Source organism: Niastella caeni (genome assembly GCF_004834005.1).
Classification (GTDB): Bacteria; Bacteroidota; Bacteroidia; order Chitinophagales; family Chitinophagaceae; genus Niastella; species Niastella caeni.
This window is the reverse complement of record NZ_STFF01000003.1, coordinates 275,271-297,207: the sequence shown is the minus strand read 5'-3', so window position 1 is coordinate 297,207 and position 21,937 is coordinate 275,271. Positions and strand designations below refer to the sequence as shown.

The window sequence follows — 21,937 nt, the reverse complement described above, 5'->3', positions numbered from 1 at the left end:
TTTGGCTGTTTACAGGTTCCTGATCAATAAACCAAGTAATGCTGCAACAACAATTATAATTGGCTCCTGTACCTTTTTAAATTTCAGCAGAATTAAAATGGTAACCACTGCGATCACACAGGAGATAATATCTGTTAATTGTCTTTTGGCCAGTACACATACAGCGCCTGTTATGGCGCCTATAGCTGCGGCCGTTACGCCGTCAACAAAAGCCTTGATGCCGGGGTGTTTCCCGTATTTCTTGAAATAAGGAGCAGGAAGAATGGTGAATAGATAACAGGGCAGGAAGGTGGCCAGTGCAGCAACACAAGCTCCGGGTATTCCGGCTACCAGGTAACCAATAAAGCCTACCGTAATTACAACGGGTCCCGGTGTTATCATTGCAACCGCAACTGCGTCTAAAAATTGTTGTTCATTCAACCATTGGTACTCTTTTACAACGCCACCATATAAAAAAGGAACGATGGCCAGTCCGCTGCCAAATACAAAAGCGCCGGCTTTAAAAAAGAACCAGCCGATTTGTGTAAGTTTATCGTTCATCCAAATAGCGTCTGCCTGCAATAAAATAGGAAATAGAAAAACACCATTGACCGCCTTGCTTAATTTAGGCGGTGATTTGTATAACCACACAATAATTCCTGCCGCCAGGATCAGCCATAGAATTTCTTTTTCGGTTATAAAGGTTGTAATTGCCAGTATAAGAGCAATACCCCATAACAACCAGTCTTTTCCCAGGCTTTTCTTCGATAGCTTATAACTGCTGATGGCAATGATGCCGATAACGGCTGCGCCAATGCCATAAAAAACGGCCTGCATCCAGGGCAGCCCGCCGGCTTTTACGTAAGCGTAACCAAGCCCTAACACCATTAGGAAAGAAGGCAACACAAATGCAAGCCCGGCCAGTGTTGCCCCGATAATTCTGTAATGCACGTAGCCCAGGTATATGGAAAGTTGTGCGGCCATTGGACCAGGCGCCAATTGCGCCAGCGCTAATCCTTCTTTGTAATCTTCTTCCGTTATCCATTTGCGTTGCTCCACCAGGTCGCGATGCATATAACCAACCAACGCAACCGGACCGCCGAAACCAATGGTGCCCAGCTTCAGAAAGTATACGGTCAGTTGCTGTAATGTATAGTTGGGGGTATTCATTATATAAAATTTCTATTTTAAAAGGTCAGGATTCCACGTATGTCTTTCCGCCTGTACATATTTTGCCCAGCTATACAGGGCATCATACATTTTCATGCCGATGGCCAGCATTTCATGATCGTCTTTAAAATTGTGTGAAAGGCCTGCGGAAATAGCCCACAAACCGGCTGCCTGAGGAGCTAACTGAAAACTATCAGTGTCGGCAGCTCTTACAATTGTTGCTATTTGCAGCAAGGCCGGGTCTGTGATGGAATGCTTCCTGATAATGTAATCGAATGTGCATTCTTCGCCAATATGTGTGTATTCTGCACCGGGAATATCATAAGGAATGGCCGGTAGTTCCCTGGCTTTATCAAACACCTGTTCTTTGGGAACATAAATGAATTCAGCCTCTTTGTCAACAAAATTTTTGATCAGCCAGGGACAGGCGATCCGGTCGATCTTTGGACGTTCGCGGGTTATCCATTTCATAAAAAACATTTTTGAAATGAGAAGATAAAGAAGCCCATCAAAATGCAATTCCAAACTGAAAACCTAAAGTAAAGCTTGCATCATGGTTATTGCCAAACCGGAAAGGAAGCGGAATGGCCACAAAATAACCACTGTTCTTATTTTTCTTTACGATCTTGTTTATAACAGGAGTAAATCCATACCGGCCACTGGTTTCAAAGGCGGCACGGCCGGCAAATGTCCATCCCCTGCCTAATGCTACCAGTATGCCCGGATGGAACAGGAAATTATTCATTTTACTGCCGGTTGAATCTGCCTTTACAAATGGTACAAACTCTGCCGAAAACCCTATTTTTTTACTTTTCCAGATATTGATGCCGGTAGGCATACCCACTATGTAATAATTTTTGAAATTAGTGACGGTTTCGTTCTTGCTAAAAGTAACTATGGGATGTATAATACCTACATACCCGGCGATCTTTGGATAGGTTTCCATTGGTTGCTGCGCCTTGCTGCTGTAAAAAGCCGATAAGAACAGTAGAGTAACCAGGCATGCGTTTAAAGCCATTTTTGTCATAAAGTGCAGATGATTTTCCGGCAATATTACGGGAACCCAATTGCTGCAAATTGTACAGAAATGCACTCTTTGTACATAAATTACTTTTTGGGTAATTTTTTCCGGTATTCCGAGGGGTTTTGCCCGGTATGTTTCTTAAAGATGCGGTTAAAATGACTTTGATCTGAAAAACCGGTGAGGTAGGCAACTTCAGTGAGTGAATAGGAGGGGTTTTGCATTAATTCTATGGCTTTCTCAATACGCTGTTTACGGATGTATTCGCCAAAAGACATATTCTCAAAATACCTGGAGAATTCTCTTGACAGATAGGAAGGGTTCACATCAAGTCCTTTGGAAAGCTCTTTCAGGCTCAGGTTGGTATCTATATGGTCCTGGATGATGTCTTTGAGCTCCTGCGCCCAGGCCGGTACTTTTTTCTTAGAGCCCGGTTTGTTTTTAAGATACCTGTTCAATACCGACACCAGCAGGTCTTCAAATGGCTGTTGGGTATGTTTTACGTTTTGTAGGTGTTTTGCCCAACTGTATAACGCATCGTAGATCAGCATTCCCTTTTCGAGCAATTCATGATCATTGGTATAATTATATGCCAGTCCGGCGGAGATGGCCCACAAGCCGGCGGATTGTACAGCTATATCATGCCGGTCTGTGTCGGCCCCTCTCACGATGACGGCCATGGTATGAATGGCTTTGTCTTCAATGTTATATTCGGTAACCAATGCATCAAATGTGCAATGGTCGCCTGCATGGGTAAACTTCACGTTCGGCACATCAAAAGGAATGGCATCCTGCTTCGCAGCTTCTGTCATTACCCGATCGTAAGGAACATAAATAAATATGGCTTCTTTATCAATGAACCGTTTTATCAGCCAGGGACAGGCGATGCGATCAATTTTGGGACGTTCTCTTGTGATCCATTTCATATAGTTCACTCATGATTTTAAAAGATTCTCTTAACTGTAAACATCCCCTCATAATTGTCTGCTATGTCATTGGCTAACTGGCCGGGAGAATGGCAGGCCGGATTTTTTGCAATGCTTATGGAATGGACCCGGCTGAACCAGGTATTTACATCGGCATTAACTGTAATGTTGTGAGAAGTGTTTTTTGCCACCACCAGGCTTACAGGTAGGGGTAATTGAATTTGCCGGATGGTTATATACGGAGTTTTAAAGCCGCCAATATGCAGGGAGAAGGCCTGGCCGCTTAATGGTGAAACCGGTGAATGGCCTTCCAGCTTTGCCATTACATATCCAGACGACCAGGTCCAGAACATGCCATGGGTTGGGTCGAGAGCACCTGTCTGAGCTCCGCTTACGTTTCTCGCACTGTCAACACCCAATGTATAAATGATGCTGGTAAAGGTATCAGCGGGCGCGTTGAGGGTAATTACGCTGCTCGCGGCATTTTCATGATCTACCAAAAAATAACCGGTTGACAGGGAAGTGGCCTTATTCTTATTGTTCACCAATTTGATGTCATGCACATAGTATTTAAACCTGTCAACTGTAAAATTTTCTCCCAGATCATTTGTATAATTCTGCCCAAATACCAATTGATTATTTTTTACAGAATGTTCGAAAGATAAAGTGATTTTCCCCTCGGGACTGGTGTTATCCCGGGAGCTTTTTTCCTTTTGGCAGCCGGATAATACGCAGGCGATCATCAAAGTAATTAACAGCCGGGCATCTCTTCTCATAGTAAACAATTTAAAGATCCTACGTCCCTGTTCAGGAAAATAGCATCTTCAAATTTCGTAAAAAAAGTAAATCTTTCTGGTATTTTGTTAGGCTGAACCTGTACGTGCAGGAAGTTGAGGATCATCCCGGTTTTCCGTGCTTTCGCTTTAAAATGTCACTCAGTCGGTTAAAAAAACGGTCTTTTTGCTCCTTCAGGAAATTAGAAGAGTAGTTCCTGAACAAATAAGGTACTACTATTTTCGTAAACCATCCTGCTCTGGCCAAAATGATCTTTTTTAAGAGCGTATTGGCAATAAGGTCAGAACTGATAGCGAGAATAAAACTGGTTTTGTCTCTTGTCGTGAACTTCTTTACGTGACCGGCCATTTCGTACATAGGGTTTAATTGAAGTTTCAATTGCCGCACATGAAGTTTGATCAATTCTTTTTTATTATGCAACATCACCTGCAGTTGCTTTTGTTCGTTGAGTAACTCTTTGTATGTTTCAATCTGCTTGTTCATAAACCTTTTTTGTAAGGACGTTTCTTAAAAACGGAAGAATTACTTTCTTTCTCATTATAACAATGGCCACTATTATTACAATATATAACCCGGCCACTAAAAAGAAACCAACCGCCCGGTCATTAACCAGGTTACCAAGCCACCAGCCAAGGCCTAGCGAGATCAAACCGAAACTGAATAATCCCAATATGGTCAGAATAACTGCGTTGATAGCCCCTGAAGCGATGTTGATCCCTTTTTGGGCCACTGTTACCGTAATGAGCCGATAATAGGTGTCCAGGTAATCCGTTACATTGTCTAACAGGTCTTTTGTATCTTCTTTAATGGCGGCTATTTTGGATTTTGTTTCTTCCATTGGTTAAGCTTAAGGGGTATAATAATGTAATTAAATTGTGCGGGCAGCATTGGGCTGATAAGAATCACCTGTTTTTACTTGTGATTTTGCTTTTTTGATACTTGTGGTAAAAAGATCTTTCAGTTTTTCCGCCCAGTCGGAGGTTGTTTCTGCAACCCTTTTTCTTGTTTCACTTCCTTTTGCTGGAGCAATCAGCAAACCGATGCATATTCCGGCAGCAACGCCGCCAAGGAGAACAAAAAACGTCTTCATAAAAATTTGTTTTAAATAAGTAAATATTGCAATTAATCAGCTAAAAGAATTATACCATAAGTTGCAATAGCGAAAATCGATCTTATAATCAGTTGGGTGGAAATTGTTATAATGAACCGGATTAAAAACCAGCCAGGCATTGTAGACTTTTATCTACGTTATTAAGAATAAAAGTAAATAACCATGTATGGTCACATTGATTCCTGTCAATTACTTGAAAGCCCTCTTGCATCCTAAAAAAATGGGTTCTACTTTTACTCAAGCATTCCAATCCATATTCTTCGAAAGTGCCATAAAAACGCAAGCACAACACTCACTTCCTACAACGCAGTAAGACCTAATCTTTATTTTAATTAAAGGGATACATCTATTCCACCATCCTCTGAGACACCATTCTATTTAATTCATCTTAAACCACAATTGAAATGAAAAAGATCTACTCTTTCCTCATGGTGTCTGCTATTGCCCTCACCGCAAATGCACAGTTAGTTATTAATGAAAATTTTTCCGGTTATTCAAACCCACTGGGCACTCAAGGTGGCTGGGTGCAAAATGGTTCAGGTAACGATGTACAGGTAAATAACTTTAACCCGCTCACCCGCGTTGGTTATACGAGCGGCGGCAATTATATGTCTGTTGCTTCTCTTAATGGAACAGATCCTCATAAGCCTTTCTCTGTTAATGTGAATACGGCCGGCGGTCAAAGCATCTTTATGTCTTTTGTGGTGCGGGTTTCAGCCGCCCCTGAGCGCAACGCAGGTCCGCAATTTTCTATTTCTCTTGCCAATTCAACGAATTCAACGTTCCCAGCCCAGTTATATATAGCAGAAGATAATGGCTCCAGCACCGACATTGAGTTTGGTGTTGCCGTTGGAAGTTCCGCCCCTAATTACACCAGTCTTAATCTCGTGTACGGAACTACCTACCTCGTGGTTATTCGTTACGATGCGGTAGCAGGTGGAGGCAATGATGATATATATTTATGGGTAAATCCTTCCCTTACTGCCGAACCTACAACAGGTACTGCCAATGCATCACAGACCAATAGTGGAGAAGTTGGATATGCAGACCTGCTGAATGCCATGAAGGTTTCTCAAAGCTCTGATAATGCTTCTCCCGATGCCGATTATGATGGCTTCCGCGTATCCGCCGCCGCCACATCAGCCATTGCCTGGTCTAATCTGACCCCTGCAGGCGCTCCGCTTCCTGTACAACTGACCAGCTTTAACGCCAACGAAGAAGGACTGAACACGAAACTGGTTTGGAACACTGTAGAAGAAAGCGGCATCACCAGCTATGTAGTTGAAAAAAGCGCTGATGGCAGAATTTTTACAGCTATCGGTTCGGTAAAAGCTGCCAATTTAAAAACCTATAGCTATACCGATATACAACCTGCTTCGGAGTTTAGCTACTACAGGCTGAAAATGGTTGAAATGGATGGATCTTACAAATACAGCTATGTAATAAGTGTGAAGAGCAAATTAACCATGAATATTTCCCTGTCGCCCAACCCGGTTAAAAATATACTAACGGTTCAGCATCCGAAAGCCGGCGTAGCAGGACATGTTCAAATCATAAGCGCAAACGGACAAACATTAAAAGACATCCGGTTGTCGGCCAATGCGGTTATTTCAACTATTGATATGAGTGGTTTTACAAGCGGCCTTTACCATATTGTTTACAGAAGTGGTTCTGATGTGTTCAGCAAAACAGTTTTAAAACAGTAGACGGTATATATTTTGTTTTTGATGAGAAAGACCGCCGGAGTAAGATCCGGCGGCTTTTTTGTTAAATACACAGGGATAATATTTTGATTTTTGTAATGCAACTGGTGGTATAACATTTGCATGTTAGCCCAAAGGCTCTGCAATGGATACCCGTTTACAACATCTTACTGCCATACAGCTTAGAAGCATAATCATTACTGAAATGAGAAAATTTGCGCTTGCCCTTGAATACGGCTCTACCGTCAGCGACCTGCAGGAAATACGGGAACAGATCAGGTTGCTTACCGATGCGCTTGCTATTAAAGAAAAAGAAGATATGCAGAAGCAAATTGTAGAAAGTGCTCCCCATTCAAATTTAGCGCTGTAGCCTGATCAATAACAATAACCAGATTCATTAAGGGGGTGATGAGAAAATAATAAAGCTACAATCAGGGCCTTAACCAGACCGCAGTGTTTTCACACCCGGTTTCCTCTTTCTTTCATTTTGACTGTTATGTACTTATTATTTTTTGTGAATTATTACTGATGCGCTGGTACCAGTTTATACACTTTGCCTGTATTACCCTGTGGGCCAACCATGGAGGATACAGTTAGATAAATTTCTCCTTCGTTGTCCTGACCAAATCCTCTCAGATAATAACCTACATCATCAGGATTGCTTTTAAGCGACACTTCTTCATGATGCCAGTTGCCGACCGGTCCATGCGGGGTGGCTATAAATAGTTCACCATCGGCTGTTGTGGGGGTTTGTGAAAAAGTTCCAAATACGTATTTACCTTCCCAGCCTTTAATAGCATGTCCGCGATAAACATGACCGCCAACTACAGTAGTAGCCTTTCCGCCTGCCGGATTTTGCCAGTTATTCAATTCAATTACCGGATCGATCAATGGATTGCCCATAGTATCTACCGAAGGACAGGAAGCTAACACTGTATCATTATTTGCTGCGTTAAAACAATGCCTTCCTTCCTTTACATTCCATCCATAATTACCGCCTTTTGTTACCACACTTACTTCTTCCCACAAAACCTGTCCGGCATCACCCGCAATTAGCCAGTGCGCTCCACCCATATCAAACGAGAACCGATAGGGATTGCGAAAACCAAATGCATAGATCTCATCTCTGCCCGGTTTATTTACAAATGGGTTATCTGCCGGTATGCCATAAGGTTCACCCGAGTTTACATCAATACGTAAAATATCACCGAATAAATTAGCTTCAATATCCTGTCCGTTTCCTCCGGCATTGGCCGCATACCAGTCTTCCACATGTGCCGGGGCTACATCATTAGCGGCGCCACCATCACCTATAGAGATATATAGATACCCATCCGGTCCAAAAGCCAGCGTTCCGCCATTGTGATTGAATTGGGGATCGTCCCATTCAAGGAGTACTGTTTCAGAGGCCATGTTGGCTACCAGTGCATCTGCTGCAACAGTGAATTCTGAAATACGGCTTAGGTTGTTCCATAAAACGCCAGTAGTTGGTCCGCCTGCCCGTGGCGGTAGCTGATAATAAACAAAAAAGCGACCGTTCACTTTAAAATCAGGGTGAAAGGCGAGGCCCAATAAACCGCGTTCATCAAAGGCAGGATTCAATGTTACCAGTTTACTGGTGAGATCGAGAAAAGGAGTGGTGCGCTTATTACCATCTTTATCAATGACCCATACCAATCCGATCTGGTCAACTACATAAAGGCGTTCGCTGTTGCGTGAAGCAACAACCTGTATAGGCGATACAAAATTATCGGCTACCAGTTGTATATCAACTGCTTTCATTTTGGGTACGTCATGTTTTTTACAGTGCAATAATAGTGTGCTTAACAATACAATAACGGCCAGCCCGGTGAATGTAGAAATCAAACGGCTGGCAAGGTTAGGTAGGTTGCTCCTCATAACAATAAATTTATTAGTTAAAATAAAACAATACAGTAGAACCCCATCTTCCGGTATACCGGCATTCAGGCGGGATATTGCTTAACAATATCAAAAAGGTTTTTTTAAGGATAACTCATAATGAGGTGGGTAAAATCCTCCATGATCTTCCTTGCTTCATGGGGAACAACGGGTAGAAATAAAAAGGCTATTTATTAGTTGTGTGGAGATTGGTTTAATAGATATGCAAAATTTGTTCCTGTTACATTGTTGTAATTTAAATCAACTGTTGGGAACAGGTTTTGCTTAATATGGTTTTTCACATAAAAATAGTTACCATGAAAAGAATGATTTTGTTTCTGATGTCAACCTTTCTGACCGTAAGCGTGTTGCAGGCACAAAAACCAGAAGTTATTACAAAGGACAAAGCAGGCTGGCAAAAGATAGGGGATGCGAAAGTTGATTTTAAAACAGACAGGGATAAGTTTATTATAATTGGAAAAGACAAGTTTAAATCACTGAAGGTAAAAGCCAAGGATGCGCCTGTTGTTATTGAAAGTATGCAGGTGGAATATGAAGGGGACGTGAAAGAGGAAATTGCTTTAGCTTCTGAGCTTAAAGCCGCAACAGAGAGCAAGGTAATTGAACTTAAGAACAGTTATTCAGGAATAAAGAATGTAACCTTCGTTTATCGCACCGTCCCGAGTTCAGGTGTTACAAAGGCAGAAATTGAATTGTGGGGATTGAAATAATAATGAGTTCTATGGGGCTCTCTTTATGATAAAGCGTGTGTTATACATTCACAGGGCAATAGCAGCTTCCAGGTTGGTAGCTGCTATTTTTTTAAGGGAGTTTAATGTAGAAATAAATGCGCAAAAAAGTAAAGTGGCGCTTACTCTCAATTCGCCTGTTGGAAAAGCCCCTGAAAAAAAATATTTTAAAAAAAAGTTGGCGTGAAATATAAATATCGTAATATTGCGATAGATATGGGAATTACAAAATCGGAAATATTTACTGATAAACAGAATAAGCTGGCTCAAATGATGAAGGCATTAGCTCATCCGGCACGTATTGCCATTCTACAGCATTTAATAAAAGCGCAGGCATGCATTTGCGGCGATCTGGTAGATGAGTTAGGGCTTGCGCAGGCAACTATTTCCCAACATTTGAAAGAACTGAAAAATGTAGGGTTAATTCAGGGAACTATAGAAGGAACGAGTGTATGTTACTGTATTGATCCAAAAGTATGGAAGCAATACAAAGCCGCTTTCGAGACGTTCTTCATTGCTTACGAAAACGGCGGGTCCTGCTGTTAAATTTTTTTGTTTATATCTATCGCAATATTGCAATAAACCAATAAACATTTTTTATGACAACTGATCAGGAATTAAAAGATATTGTAAGGCAGAAATATAGTGAGATCGCATTGCAGGATAAGGAAACCAATCAATCATCCTGCTGCGGTTCCGGTTGTTGCTCAGGGGAAGTATACAACATCATGACAGATGATTATAGCAAGCTGGAAGGGTATAATCCCGATGCTGACCTGGGTTTAGGCTGTGGGCTGCCTACGCAGTTTGCAAAAATAAAAAAGGGCGATGTTGTAATTGATCTGGGTTCCGGAGCAGGAAATGATGCATTTATTGCCAGGGCAGAAACCGGTGAAACGGGAAAAGTGATCGGCATTGATTTTACACCTGCCATGATCGCTAAAGCCAGGGAAAATGCAGAAAAGTTAGGTTTTCATAATGTAGAATTCAGGCAGGGCGATATTGAAAGTATGCCGGTTACTTCCAATATAGCCGATGTAATTGTAAGTAATTGCGTGCTTAACCTGGTGCCGAATAAGGATAATGTATTTAAAGAAATATTTCGGGCATTGAAAGCAGGTGGGCATTTCAGTATTTCTGATATCGTGCTTGAAGGAACATTGCCCGCCAATATTCAGCAGGCAGCGGAAATGTATGCCGGATGCGTTTCTGGCGCCATTCAAAAGCAGGTATACCTGGAGTTGATCAAACAAAATGGATTTGAGAATATTACTATTCAGAAGGAAAAGGCAATACACATTCCCGATGATATATTATTAAACTATTTATCTGAAGCCGGGGTGCAACAATTTAGAAACAGCAATATAGGTGTTTTTAGTATTACGGTATATGCAGAAAAGCCGGTACTTGCAAAATCGTGCTGTGGTCCGGAGTGCTGCAATTAATAATTATAAAAATCATTATTATGAAGATTATCCAGGCAAATCAAACGCACCGGTTAGCGATCATTGAATTACTTAAAGGGGAGAAGTTACCAGTAGAAGATTTGCCTGGTAATCTTGATCATTTTTTTGTTGCCTTAAATGGGGGGGAAGTGGTTGGCGCCATAGGGTTGGAACACTACCCGCCATTTGGGCTCCTGCGCTCAATGGTGGTTCGGAAAGATCACCGCAATCAAAAGGTTGCAGCCGCATTGGTTGAAATTCTGGAAAAACATGCAGCTGACTTAAAAATTGATAGGGTCTATCTGCTAACAGAAACCGCATCAGCTTATTTTGATAAAAAGAACTATCAGCGGGTAGAACGTACAGACGTACCTGACGAAATAAAACGATCTACCGAATTTAGCAGTGTATGTCCGGTAAGTGCTATAGCCATGAAAAAAACTTTATAACATCAAAATTATTGCTACTAATGAGTGCAGATAATTGTAATCTGGTAGTTGAACGAAAAAAACTTAGCTTTCTGGACCGGTATCTTACGGTATGGATTTTCTCTGCAATGGCTTTAGGGATCGCTGCAGGATTTTTTATTCCGTCCATGCCATCAGTAATCAACAGTTATTCCAGTGGTACAACCAATATTCCGCTTGCCATTGGGCTTATTCTGATGATGTACCCGCCGCTGGCTAAAGTACGGTATGAAAAAATGGGTGAAGTATTTAAGAATACTAAAATACTGGGTACTTCACTCTTACTGAACTGGGTGATCGGCCCAGTGCTAATGTTCTTTCTGGCTATATTGTTTTTAAATGGATTTCCTGAGTATATGATTGGCCTGATATTGATCGGGCTGGCTCGCTGTATAGCGATGGTTATTGTATGGAATGAATTGGCCGAAGGTAACCGGGAATACGCTGCCGGTCTGGTGGCGTTAAACAGCATATTCCAGGTCGTTTTCTTTAGTGTTTATGCATATGTTTTTATCACTGTATTACCACCTTTATTTGGTCTTAAAGGGTTAGAGGTAAATATTACCATAGGTCAAATTGCCGAAAGTGTTGCCATATACCTGGGTATACCGTTTGTGGCCGGCGTTATTTCCAGACTTGTATTATTAAAGATAAAAGGGGAGACCTGGTATCAAACCCGCTTTATACCAGTTATTTCTCCCATTACGCTGATAGCTCTTTTGTTTACCATCATTGTCATGTTCAGTCTGAAAGGAGAACTTATTTTGCGAATTCCAATGGACGTGCTGCGGATTGCAATTCCCCTGGTTATTTATTTTGCCATTATGTTTTTGGTAAGTTTCTTTTTGGGAAAAGCATTGGGGGCAGACTATTCAAAAAACGCATCAATAGCATTTACTGCGGCAGGAAATAATTTCGAGTTAGCTATTGCAGTGGCCATTGGTGTTTTTGGAATAAACAGTGGTCAGGCATTTGCCGGAGTGATCGGGCCTCTGGTAGAAGTGCCAGCTTTGATTGCTCTGGTGAACGTAGCATTTTGGTTGCGTAGGAAGTATTATAATTCTTCCACCGATTTACAAACAATATGATCTGATAAAAAGTATTAATTCTATAATTATACACGTATGAAGTTGTTTTCTGCATTCTTAAGCTTATTCACCTTATTTCTTTTTTGCTCGTTTATGACCAACAAACCAAAAGCTAACCGGGAACTTTCTCCTGTACTCAATGACTACATTGAAAATGCCAAAAAGGACTTTGATAAGATTCCGGCCGATAGAAAGGAGCAGCTTAAAAAAATAGCCTCGTATGTACAAGCAAAATTGAATGCTGAAAAAAAGGCTGGTTTGATTTTTATTTGTACGCATAATAGCAGAAGAAGCCATATGGGACAGTTATGGGCGTATGCTGCTGCTAACTATTATGGAATTAAAGGCATTTCCAGCTTCTCTGGAGGTACAGAAGCTACAGCATTCCATCCAAATGCAATAAAAGCATTGACTAATGCAGGATTTTCTATTACTAAAAAAGGAGAAGGTTCCAATCCAAAGTATGAAGTAAAGTATGCCGCCGATGCACCTGCGGTAACCGTGTTTTCAAAAAAGTATATGGATGCGCCTAACCCAACTACCAATTTTGTAGCTATCATGACTTGTTCTCAGGCAAATGAGGCCTGTCCGGTTGTTCATGGAGCATCTGTCAAAATTGCTATCCCTTATGAAGATCCTAAGCAGGCAGACGGTAAGCCTAATCAGGATGACGTTTATAATGAACGCTGCAGGCAGATCGCTACGGAAATCCTTTATGCATTCTCTTTAGTAAAAGATACGAATTGAGAAGTCTCATATATTAATATCAGAAAACCAGAGAAATGAAAATTGCCCTTTTTTCAGACATACATGCCAATCTGCCTGCATTGGAATCCTTTTTTAAAGACCTTGACAGCAAATCACCAGACGCGGTATATTGCCTGGGTGATCTGGTAGGTTATAATATATGGCCTAACGAAGTAATAGATGAAATACGCAAAAGAAATATTCCAACAATAGCCGGTAATTATGATTTTGGCATAGGCAGGAGCATTGATGATTGTGGTTGCGCTTATAAAACGGATGAAGAAAAAGCCAATGGCGCAATCTCTATTTCCTTTACCAACCAGATTGTAAAAGAAGAACAGCGGAAATATTTACGCACTTTGCCTGCCCATCTCAAAGTTGAGTTTCAGTTAAACAACGATAAATTAAACCTGCTGTTAGTGCATGGTAGCCCTCGTAAAATAAACGAATACCTGTTTGAGGACCGGGAGGAAAAAAGCATGTTGCGCATTATGCAGGATGCGGATGCCGATATTATGTGCTTTGGTCATACACATAAACCATATCATCGGGTTTTAGCAATTAATGAAGATGGAAAAGAACGTTACAGGCATGCCATTAACATCGGGTCGGTAGGAAAACCAAAAGACGCTGATCCAAGAGGCGGTTATGTTCTGTTGCATATAAATGACCATAGCAGTATACACGAAAAAGATTCCATAAAAGTGGAGTTTAGCCGCTTTGAATACGATGTAGAAAGAGCGGCAAAGGCGATAGAAGATAGTCTTTTACCGAATGCTTATGCAGAAAGTTTGAGAAAAGGGGTTTAAAAAATTCTCTTAAAATGAAAGTGTATGTAAGTCAGCAGCATGCCAAAAAATATTAAGATGCCTGCGAGCCAGGTTAAATTATCCTGGGTGTCTCTCACTATTCTTACAATATGAAAGGCGAGCACGCCCCAAAGTGCAGCGGCAAATACGATAAATGCAGCTTTGAACAATTTGCTTTTAAAAAATAAAAAAAATGCAAGCTGGTACACTGCGATTATAATACCCAGTGCAATTGCCAGCAACCAGCCAATTTTTACCGTATTGTGTAGATTGAAATACCTGATAACGCCAATGGCTGTAATTATTGCCAATGCAAAGAATTCAGTAAGTACAGGGATTTTTTTTCTTTCAAAAAGGTCTGCCATGGGATAATAAAATTGGTTACCAGCCAAACGCTTCCCAAATATATAGTTCAGCCTTAATGAACCAGTATAGCTGTAAAGAACATATTAGCCAGCTAAATACTACTACTTAGTAGCGTTAGGAACTATTGCTGATTTATTGGGTGTTGGGTTTTATTCTATTTAACGCCAGGATGCTGGTTTTGGTATGGCCTTAATTTCATGAGAAGCAGTATTGGGGAGTGAGTGGCGCGGTTTATCTAAATGACCTTTCCATTTCCAGCAGCTTTTTTTTGCGCCAGATGCCGCCGCCATAGCCTGTTAGTTCGCCATTGCTGCCAATTACCCGGTGGCAGGGAATAATAATAGAAATTTTGTTCATGCCGTTCGCATGGGCAACGGCTCTTATTGCGCTGTGGACTCCCAGGATCCCGGCTTGTTGTTTATAGCTTCTTGTTTCACCAAAAGGAATTTTTTGCAATGCGGTCCAGGCCTTTTGCTGAAACTCAGAACCAGGTGTGCATAACGGAACGGTAAAGGTTTTTCGGCGGCCCTCAAAATATTCGCCCAGTTCTTTTTCTAAAATGGAAAAATGCCTGTTGTTGCCTTGAACAATAGTAGCGTTGAATTTCCCGCAGAGGTCTTTAAATTCTGTTTCCAGCATTTTTCTATCTGTGAACTCCAGGAGGCAAATGCCTTCCTCAACAGCGCAGGCATACATAGTGCCCAAAGGCGTTTCCAGCCTTTTCAGGTCTATTATTCTTTTGGTCTTACTGTTTTTAGGGGAAACACCAAACAGCGTCTTAAAAGAGTCGCCAAAGCCGCTGAGGGAGTCGTATCCGGTATCGAAGGCAGTATCGGTAACGGTTTGCCCATCCTGGATCTTTTTAAAAGCGGTATTGATGCGTAGCATACGTTGGTAGGCGTGAAAGGTTAGGCCATAGTTTTTCATGAACCAGCGCCTTACCTGGCTCGGCTCCAGTTGTCTTTGCCGCAGGTCGTGGTCTTTGAACTTACGGGCAGGGTTGTTATACAGGTCATCCATCAGTTGTTTGATGGCAGGCGGGGTTTCATTCAGTTTTTCCATGGGGTTGCAGACCTTGCAGGGACGATATCCTTTCAGGATGGCTTCCTTGGCCGTAGTGAAAAACTCCACGTTTTCTCTTTTGGGTTTCCGGGCCCTGCAGGAAGGGCGGCAAAAGATGCCGGTAGTCTTTACTGCCGTAAAAAAAACACCTTCGAACGAAGTGTCTTTATTCACGATGGCTTCGTACATGATGTCTGCTGAAAGTTCCATGACATATCTTATTTACGGTGTAAAATTATTGATACGGCTTCCGGCAAACAACCGGAAAATGAACAAGTATTTTTGGGGTAAACTACAATTTTAGATTTTACTTGATTTATTACAATTTTTTGTAAAGCTGTTTAGTAAATAACCAATTGAACTAATTAATTACAGTAAAAATGCAACTATTACTGCCGTTTTAATAATTTGATAATAAGCACTGTGCTTCATTCCAAATTAAATTTGTCCCGATTTTTAAATTCACATATTTTTTTATAAAATTTGCGGTAAGTGTGATGCTTTACAGAGCCGTTTTGCTCTATCCTGATCCTTTATAACCAACCTTGTCTCACCTAAGGTTTTGTACCAGCAATCCAATGGGGGGATGCACAAAGCCAACACCTTACCACTAATTGCTCTACCTTTTATAGCCACAACCTGGAGTTTGTAGCTTGATTTTATATTCATATTTATTTTAATGTTTTAATGAAACCGGCCCGCTATTCTGAAGATAAGCTGATAAAGCAATTTAACAAGGGAGACCGTCAGGCGCTCACCAGGGTGTATGACATGTGGTTCTCGAACCTGTGTTATTTTGCTTACCGGGTTACCGGCGATATGGCCGAAGCGGAAGATATTACGGTAACAACTATGCAGTCGTTACTGAGCAGGCATGAACGTTTTGAAACGATGTCGAACATCAAGGCCTTTTTATATATAACTGCAAGGAATAAGTGCCTGAAGTATCTTCAGTCGGAACAAAAGCAAAAAGCCTCACATAAAGAGATGTATGAATTACATGGAGAGGCTGATGAATATGTGCTTGCGCAAATGATAAAGGCGGAGATGATGAAGGAGATCTATAAAGAAATAGAAAATCTTCCGCCCAATAGAAAAGATGTTTTCAAGCTGTTTTATATTGAAGGTTTGGATGTAAGCGAGATTGCAGACAAGCTGAAAATGACACCAGGCGCGGTAAGTACCGCCAAGTTCAGGGCATTGGAACAATTGCGAAATATTATTTACGATAAAAAGCTCCTTCCTGCCATAGGGATCATCCTGGTTATAAGAGAAGTATTTTTTTAAATTTCCTCATTACTTTCTGTTCATAATTTCTTAACACACGTGCTGTTTTTAACGTGCTTGCGCTGTATTTACAATCAACATTTCTTCAGTTATCCACAATTATAAAAATATTCCGGTTTACCTGTAAGATTCGATCGTGATTAGGGTTTCTATGTATGAAGGGCATTTGGTAAGCCCTTTAAATGAATAACCAGGTTGAAATTAATTACTGTTAAAAACAAGGTATAGTGCATGCATGAGAAGGCTGATGATATTATTTTAATGGAAAGGGTAGAAGAGGTTGCCACCCTTTTACATAAGTTTCTAAAGGATGAATTATCTCCGGAAGAGAAAACACGTCTCGATTCCTGGGTAAACCAGTCTACACTAAACAGGGCGATCTTCCAGGAAGTATCAGATAAAGATACAATGACCGCAGCCGTCAGGGAATATTACCAACTCCTGCAACAAATAGAAGAAATTCGCAAACGACATTCAGCAGAACGAGCCAGGGTTATTGACATGTTTTCAAAAAAAACAGTATGGCCCCGGTATGTAGCGGCAGCATCTATTATTTTATTAATTACCCTCGGTGGTTACTTTTACATTAATAAAGAGAAACCGCAACAGGAGGCTGCTACTGCATCTACAACACCTTCGGGTAATAACGATATACCACCCGCCGGCAATAAAGCTACACTTACACTTGCTAATGGATCGCAGATCGTATTGACCGATGCTGATAACGGCGTGGTTGCCCATGAGGGAAAAACCACGATCAATAAAAATCAGGATGGTCAGTTGGAATATAATGCTGCGTTTGCCGGTGAACCAACACTTGCCTACAATACGGTTACTACACCCAAAGGGGGCAAGTACCAACTGATACTGCCAGATGGAAGTAAGGTATGGCTGAATGCCGCCTCCTCATTACGATTTCCAATAGCATTTACGGGAGAAAAACGGACCGTTGAATTAACGGGAGAGGCTTATTTTGAAATAGCACCCCTAACCCCTAAAGGGGAATCTAAAAAAATGCCATTTATAGTAAAGATCAATACAACTACCGGGGATGGGGGCGAAGTGGAGGTTTTGGGAACACATTTTAATATCAATGCGTATAGCGATGAAAAACGCGTGAAAACAACGCTGCTGGAAGGAAGTGTGAAAGTCACTTCTTCCGGTAGCGTAAAAGCCAAAATGCTACAACCCGGGCAGCAGGCAATACTCAACACAGCATTGAACGATATAAATGTAATTAATAAAGAGAATGCTGAATCGGCCATTTCATGGATCAGGGGAAAATTTGCTTTTGAAAGTGCGTCATTCAATAGCATGATGCAGGAGCTTTCGAGATGGTATGATGTGCAGGTAAAGTATGAAGGGGCCGTTCCCGGGAATACGATTACGGGAGAGGTAGACAGGACGATCCCGCTCACCGAGTTGCTTTCTATTTTGGAAAAGATGGGAAATACGCGGTTTAAAATTGAAGGCAGGACTGTTAAAGTAATGCCGGAATAACAATAGAACGTTTTGATATAGCATAATAGACTGCCTTTGGGCAACTAAAGCCTTATCCGGTTGAAGGGTACCGATAACCCTTCGAATAAGGTTAAACCAATCCTAACAACATTAGTTGCTGCCACGATTGAAAAAGTTCCATTCCATTAAACTAGTCCACCAATGGGTAACTGATTGCCTTTTTTCTCCTTCCCCTTTAGGGGGAGGCTGGGAGGGGGTAAAAAAGCCGGAAGTGTTGGAAGCACTACCGGCCGGTAATAAAGGTTAACCAAAATGGAAGTTGTTGTTATTATTTAATTAACCTAAACTAAGCAAAACTATGCAAGTTTTTGCACAGGGCAAAGTCTGTCCCGCCAGCAGCGGGAGTGAACCAAAACCGCTTAACAAGGCTGCAACAAAAATTATGCGGATCATGAAACTGACTGTTATTTTACTGACCGTAGCTATGCTGCAGGTAAATGCAAATGGTTTCTCACAAACCATTACCTTTTCCGGTAAAAATGTGCCGCTCGAAAAGATCTTTTCCATTATCAAGACCCAGGCAGGATTTGGCTTTTTTTATTTTGATGAACAATTGAAGGATGCCAAAAAAGTTACCATCAATGTAAAGAATGCCGCAGTAGAAGAAGTGCTTTCGATCTGTATGAAAGATCAACCTTACGACTACACGATAAAAGGAAAGACCATCTTCATTATTAATAAGCAGAAGAAAGAAAAAACCAGCGCAAGCGCCATCACCAACGAACAAGGCGATAAACGTATAAACATCAGCGGGAGAGTAACCGGCGAACAGGGCGAGCCGGTCATTGGTGCTACCATTACAATAAAAGGCACAGAGGTAGCCACCACTACCAATGAGAGAGGACAATTTACTTTAAACGATGTAGACGAAGATGCAGTGTTGATAATTACAAATGTGAGCTATCAAAGTCAGGAGATAGCTTTAAGGGGTAGGAGTAGTGTGGAGGTGCGGATGCGGGTGAATGCGGGGAATTTGGACGAGGCGGTGGTTGTGGCTTATAATACTACTACGCAGCGGAAGAATGTGGGAGCGGTGACGGTGGTGAAGGGGGAGCAGATTGCTACGTTGCCGAATCGGTCATTTGATAAGAGTTTGCAGGGGTTAGTGCCGGGGTTGTTGGTGACATCGGGTACTAGTTTGCCGGGTGGTGGTGTAGGCAATTTTATCTTACGTGGTATTGCCACAGCGGCCGATCCTATAAATGGATCAACGGTGCGCAATCCATTAATTGTAGTTGACGGTGTTCCTATTTCTCAAGATCAGTTTCAAACTTTTATAGAAGGACCTAATGTACCAATTTCTAACCCCCTGGCCCAACTGAACACTTCGGATATAGAAACGATATCTGTGCTGAAAGATGCATCGGCAATCGCATTATACGGTTCAAGAGCAAGTAATGGTGTAATTGTAATTACTACTAAAAGAGGAAAAGCAGGTAAAACTAATTTTAGCTTCAGGCATCAAACAGATCTTGCATCAAGATATATGGGTAAAACCAAAATGCTTAACCAGCAGGAATATCTTGACTTATTATTTGAATCATACAGAAATTTAAATTCTCCCGATTATCCTGATGATGCTTCTATTTATGCCGATTTAAGAAAGAAATTTCCAGTTATTGTAAATGCCCCAGGCGATACCAGCTTTTATCCTCAGGCAGATTGGTATGGTGAATTGTTTCGCAAAACTGCACTGACTTTTTCCAATGAACTTTCAATGTCGGGTGGTAGCGAGAAAAGTAATTTTTACCTGAACCTTGAATACACTAAACAAAATGGTATTGTAAAGGCAACAGGATATGACCGTAAATCATTACGTTTTAATTTTGAGAACCGTCCTGCTACCTGGCTTAAGCTGGGAATAAACAGTACTTTATCTTATAACGTACAAGACTATGGAGGCTCCAATCGTAGCTATAATGGAACCGTTGTGAATCATTTATCTCCACTTAATCCCATACGCGATACCGACGGTAATTATGTGTTAAATTACCGTGCAGGTGGCGGCCCTTCGAATGCTTCCCTTTTCGCTAATCCTGCTGCCCAAGCTGAATTTAATACTAACCGAAATACAGCTTACCGGGGGCTTACTAATCTTAATGGTGAAATTAGTTTTCTGAAATATTTTAAGTTCAATACAATTGCTGGTGTTGATTTTATGTTGACAGAAGCAAAAGAAAAGGCTGATCCGAGAATGGTAGATATTGGTGGCGATCAGACAACAATATCGGGAATAGGCCGGGTGGAAGAACAGAGTTTAAGAAGAATAAACCTGATCTCTACCAATATGATGCGCTATATCAGAACTTTCCACAATGATCATGCAATCAATTTACTGATAGGTCAGGAAGCGCAGATACAAACTCAGAAGCATAGTTTAATTGCTGTAAAGAGATTAAGCTTGCCCTATTATGACCAAATCAACAGCAACGGGGTATTGCCATTGCGGCAATCAGTAGGTAATTTCAAAGAAACGCTTTTATCATTTTTTGGACAGGCTAATTATGGGTTTAAAAATAAATATTTTTTATCTGGAAGTGTACGTAAAGATGGTTCGTCAAGGTTTGGAAAAGACAAACAATATGGCACCTATTGGTCGGCAGGAGCTGGTTGGGTTGTTACCGGAGAAGAATTTATGAAAGGCAGTTCTTCCTGGCTTAATTATCTGAAGTTGAGAGGTAGTGTAGGGGCTGCCGGAAACGCAGGGGCCATCAATGCTGTTACAAAGTTTGATGAGATGAATTCTTTGGTTTTTTTAGGCGGTACAGCCATGACGGCCTCAGACAGGCCCGGTAACCCAGATATAAAATGGGAGCAAACCTTTTCCTGGGATGCGGGGTTAGAGACGCGACTATGGAAGGAAAGGATAAGCTTTACTGCCGATGTGTACAAGCGCAAGACAAAAGACCTTATTTATTTAATACCCCTGGTGGCAAGTACCGGGTATACAGACGTGCTGCAAAATATTGGTGAGATTGAAAATCACGGCGTTGAATTGTCGCTTTCTGTCAATGTCATCAAAAATAGAAATTGGAGTTGGATAATTGATGCCAATTGGAGTACCAACCAAAATAAACTGGTTAAAGCAAATGTTCCTGTTGCTAGTTTGTTTTTAAGCACCATAGGTAACAAGGAAGGGGAGAATTTCAATTCTTTTTATATGCCAATATGGGCAGGCGTAAATGCAGCCGATGGAAGTCCTCAATGGCTCGACTCCGCAGGTAATGTCGTTACTGCATATCCAGGCGCAATTAAGCATAGGAAATTCGTTGGTAAACCACAACCCGATGGTTTTGGTGGTGTGTCAACAAGATTGATATATAAAGCTTTCGAATTTTCAGCCAGATTTTATTACCAATACGGTTATCAGCTGATGATCCAGGATGACCTGGTAAGTGATGGGGCTATTCCTTATATTAACCAGGATAGAAGAGCGCTTGATCGTTGGCAAAAACCAGGCGACAATGCTACAAATCCCAAGCGTATACTCAATAATCCAAGCGGCTCAGCAACATACCGACCATCTACCCGCTATTTGTTCGACGGCGATCATATCCGTTTGCAGAATGTAACTATAACCTACAACGTTCCAAAAGCAATAGTAGAGCGTTTGCATATGACTGGGATACGGCTGCTTGTACAGGGAAATAATCTTGGGTTGCGGACCAAATATCCAGGAATGGATCCTGATTTAGTGAATACTATTGGCGGAACAGACATCAGCTTGTTTCCTTCACAGCGCTCTTTTTCGTTTGGAATAAATGCAAATTTTTAGTTGAAAAAAGTTGAAAT

General features: G+C 41.4%; 23 protein-coding genes. 12 read left to right on the top strand and 11 right to left on the bottom strand.

Translation table 11 applies throughout. The features are described 5' to 3' along the window. Nucleotides 1–9: 9 nt before the first annotated feature. The 8 genes from FAM09_RS12590 to FAM09_RS12555 all read right to left on the bottom strand — a co-directional run bounded on the left by FAM09_RS12590 (nt 10) and on the right by FAM09_RS12555 (nt 4,981). A complete protein-coding gene (locus FAM09_RS12590) occupies nt 10–1,149 on the bottom strand; it encodes a chromate transporter (RefSeq protein WP_136577473.1) in 1,140 nt (379 codons plus the stop codon). A 12-nt stretch (nt 1,150–1,161) separates the two neighbouring features. Then, a complete protein-coding gene (locus FAM09_RS12585; RefSeq protein ID WP_136577472.1) occupies nt 1,162–1,620 on the bottom strand; it encodes a chromate resistance protein ChrB domain-containing protein in 459 nt (152 codons plus the stop codon). A 37-nt stretch (nt 1,621–1,657) separates the two neighbouring features. Next, on the bottom strand, nt 1,658–2,176 hold the full coding sequence (locus FAM09_RS12580; RefSeq protein ID WP_136577471.1) for a hypothetical protein: 519 nt from the start codon (nt 2,174–2,176) through the stop codon (nt 1,658–1,660). Nucleotides 2,177–2,256: 80 nt separating this feature from the next. Beyond that, entirely contained in the window at nt 2,257–3,096 is an 840-nt protein-coding gene (locus tag FAM09_RS12575) for a chromate resistance protein ChrB domain-containing protein (RefSeq protein WP_136577470.1), read from the bottom strand. A 17-nt stretch (nt 3,097–3,113) separates the two neighbouring features. Beyond that, nucleotides 3,114–3,872, bottom strand: coding sequence for an MbnP family protein (locus FAM09_RS12570; protein ID WP_136577469.1), 759 nt, complete (start codon nt 3,870–3,872; stop codon nt 3,114–3,116). A 121-nt stretch (nt 3,873–3,993) separates the two neighbouring features. Then, the gene (locus tag FAM09_RS12565) at nt 3,994–4,374 is read right to left on the bottom strand and encodes a hypothetical protein (protein ID WP_136577468.1); all 381 of its coding nucleotides are present in this window, start codon (nt 4,372–4,374) and stop codon (nt 3,994–3,996) included. Continuing rightward, on the bottom strand, nt 4,358–4,729 hold the full coding sequence (locus FAM09_RS12560) for a phage holin family protein (protein WP_136577467.1): 372 nt from the start codon (nt 4,727–4,729) through the stop codon (nt 4,358–4,360). The genes FAM09_RS12565 and FAM09_RS12560 overlap by 17 nt, the downstream gene beginning before the upstream one ends. A 30-nt stretch (nt 4,730–4,759) precedes the next feature. Then, nucleotides 4,760–4,981, bottom strand: coding sequence for a YtxH domain-containing protein (locus tag FAM09_RS12555; RefSeq protein WP_136577466.1), 222 nt, complete (start codon nt 4,979–4,981; stop codon nt 4,760–4,762). A gap of 425 nt (nt 4,982–5,406) precedes the next feature. Between FAM09_RS12555 and FAM09_RS12550 the strand changes: the two genes are divergently transcribed. After that, complete coding sequence (locus FAM09_RS12550) at nt 5,407–6,708, top strand: T9SS type A sorting domain-containing protein (RefSeq protein WP_136577465.1); 1,302 nt, start codon at nt 5,407–5,409, stop codon at nt 6,706–6,708. A 202-nt stretch (nt 6,709–6,910) separates the two neighbouring features. Continuing rightward, on the top strand, nt 6,911–7,075 hold the full coding sequence (locus FAM09_RS30685; RefSeq protein ID WP_153825451.1) for a hypothetical protein: 165 nt from the start codon (nt 6,911–6,913) through the stop codon (nt 7,073–7,075). A 152-nt stretch (nt 7,076–7,227) separates the two neighbouring features. Here FAM09_RS30685 and FAM09_RS12545 read toward each other — a convergent pair whose 3' ends face one another. Continuing rightward, complete coding sequence (locus FAM09_RS12545) at nt 7,228–8,604, bottom strand: PQQ-dependent sugar dehydrogenase (protein WP_208025553.1); 1,377 nt, start codon at nt 8,602–8,604, stop codon at nt 7,228–7,230. Between the two features lie 317 nt (nt 8,605–8,921). Between FAM09_RS12545 and FAM09_RS12540 the strand changes: the two genes are divergently transcribed. The 7 genes from FAM09_RS12540 (at nt 8,922) to FAM09_RS12510 (ending at nt 13,909) form a co-directional block, all read left to right on the top strand. Beyond that, entirely contained in the window at nt 8,922–9,335 is a 414-nt protein-coding gene (locus FAM09_RS12540) for a hypothetical protein (protein ID WP_136577464.1), read from the top strand. Between the two features lie 201 nt (nt 9,336–9,536). Continuing rightward, complete coding sequence (locus tag FAM09_RS12535; RefSeq protein WP_449406773.1) at nt 9,537–9,899, top strand: ArsR/SmtB family transcription factor; 363 nt, start codon at nt 9,537–9,539, stop codon at nt 9,897–9,899. A gap of 53 nt (nt 9,900–9,952) precedes the next feature. After that, nucleotides 9,953–10,798: an arsenite methyltransferase gene (locus FAM09_RS12530; protein ID WP_136577463.1), complete on the top strand. Its 846-nt coding sequence runs from the start codon at nt 9,953–9,955 to the stop codon at nt 10,796–10,798. Beyond that, nucleotides 10,786–11,247, top strand: coding sequence for an arsenic resistance N-acetyltransferase ArsN2 (arsN2, locus tag FAM09_RS12525; RefSeq protein ID WP_136577462.1), 462 nt, complete (start codon nt 10,786–10,788; stop codon nt 11,245–11,247). The genes FAM09_RS12530 and arsN2 overlap by 13 nt, the downstream gene beginning before the upstream one ends. A gap of 20 nt (nt 11,248–11,267) precedes the next feature. Continuing rightward, a complete protein-coding gene (gene arsB, locus FAM09_RS12520; RefSeq protein WP_136577461.1) occupies nt 11,268–12,353 on the top strand; it encodes an ACR3 family arsenite efflux transporter in 1,086 nt (361 codons plus the stop codon). Between the two features lie 36 nt (nt 12,354–12,389). Continuing rightward, nucleotides 12,390–13,100, top strand: coding sequence for a low molecular weight phosphatase family protein (locus tag FAM09_RS12515; protein ID WP_208025551.1), 711 nt, complete (start codon nt 12,390–12,392; stop codon nt 13,098–13,100). A gap of 35 nt (nt 13,101–13,135) precedes the next feature. Then, the gene (locus FAM09_RS12510) at nt 13,136–13,909 is read left to right on the top strand and encodes a metallophosphoesterase family protein (RefSeq protein ID WP_136577460.1); all 774 of its coding nucleotides are present in this window, start codon (nt 13,136–13,138) and stop codon (nt 13,907–13,909) included. On the opposite strand, the gene FAM09_RS12505 is transcribed toward FAM09_RS12510, so the two are convergent. Both FAM09_RS12505 and FAM09_RS12500 read right to left on the bottom strand, forming a co-directional pair. Continuing rightward, nucleotides 13,906–14,274, bottom strand: coding sequence for a hypothetical protein (locus FAM09_RS12505; RefSeq protein WP_136577459.1), 369 nt, complete (start codon nt 14,272–14,274; stop codon nt 13,906–13,908). The genes FAM09_RS12510 and FAM09_RS12505 overlap by 4 nt on opposite strands. Before the next feature lie 232 nt (nt 14,275–14,506). After that, a complete protein-coding gene (locus FAM09_RS12500) occupies nt 14,507–15,547 on the bottom strand; it encodes a bifunctional transcriptional activator/DNA repair enzyme AdaA (protein WP_136577458.1) in 1,041 nt (346 codons plus the stop codon). 477 nt (nt 15,548–16,024) lie between these two features. Here FAM09_RS12500 and FAM09_RS12495 point away from each other — a divergent pair, with 477 nt between their 5' ends. The 3 genes from FAM09_RS12495 to FAM09_RS12485 all read left to right on the top strand — a co-directional run bounded on the left by FAM09_RS12495 (nt 16,025) and on the right by FAM09_RS12485 (nt 21,920). Continuing rightward, nucleotides 16,025–16,624 (top strand): RNA polymerase sigma factor, encoded by a 600-nt coding sequence (locus tag FAM09_RS12495; RefSeq protein WP_136577457.1) that lies wholly within the window; start codon nt 16,025–16,027, stop codon nt 16,622–16,624. A gap of 231 nt (nt 16,625–16,855) precedes the next feature. After that, the gene (locus FAM09_RS12490; protein WP_136577456.1) at nt 16,856–18,124 is read left to right on the top strand and encodes a FecR family protein; all 1,269 of its coding nucleotides are present in this window, start codon (nt 16,856–16,858) and stop codon (nt 18,122–18,124) included. A gap of 412 nt (nt 18,125–18,536) precedes the next feature. Beyond that, complete coding sequence (locus tag FAM09_RS12485; RefSeq protein WP_166437118.1) at nt 18,537–21,920, top strand: SusC/RagA family TonB-linked outer membrane protein; 3,384 nt, start codon at nt 18,537–18,539, stop codon at nt 21,918–21,920. Nucleotides 21,921–21,937: the final 17 nt, after the last annotated feature.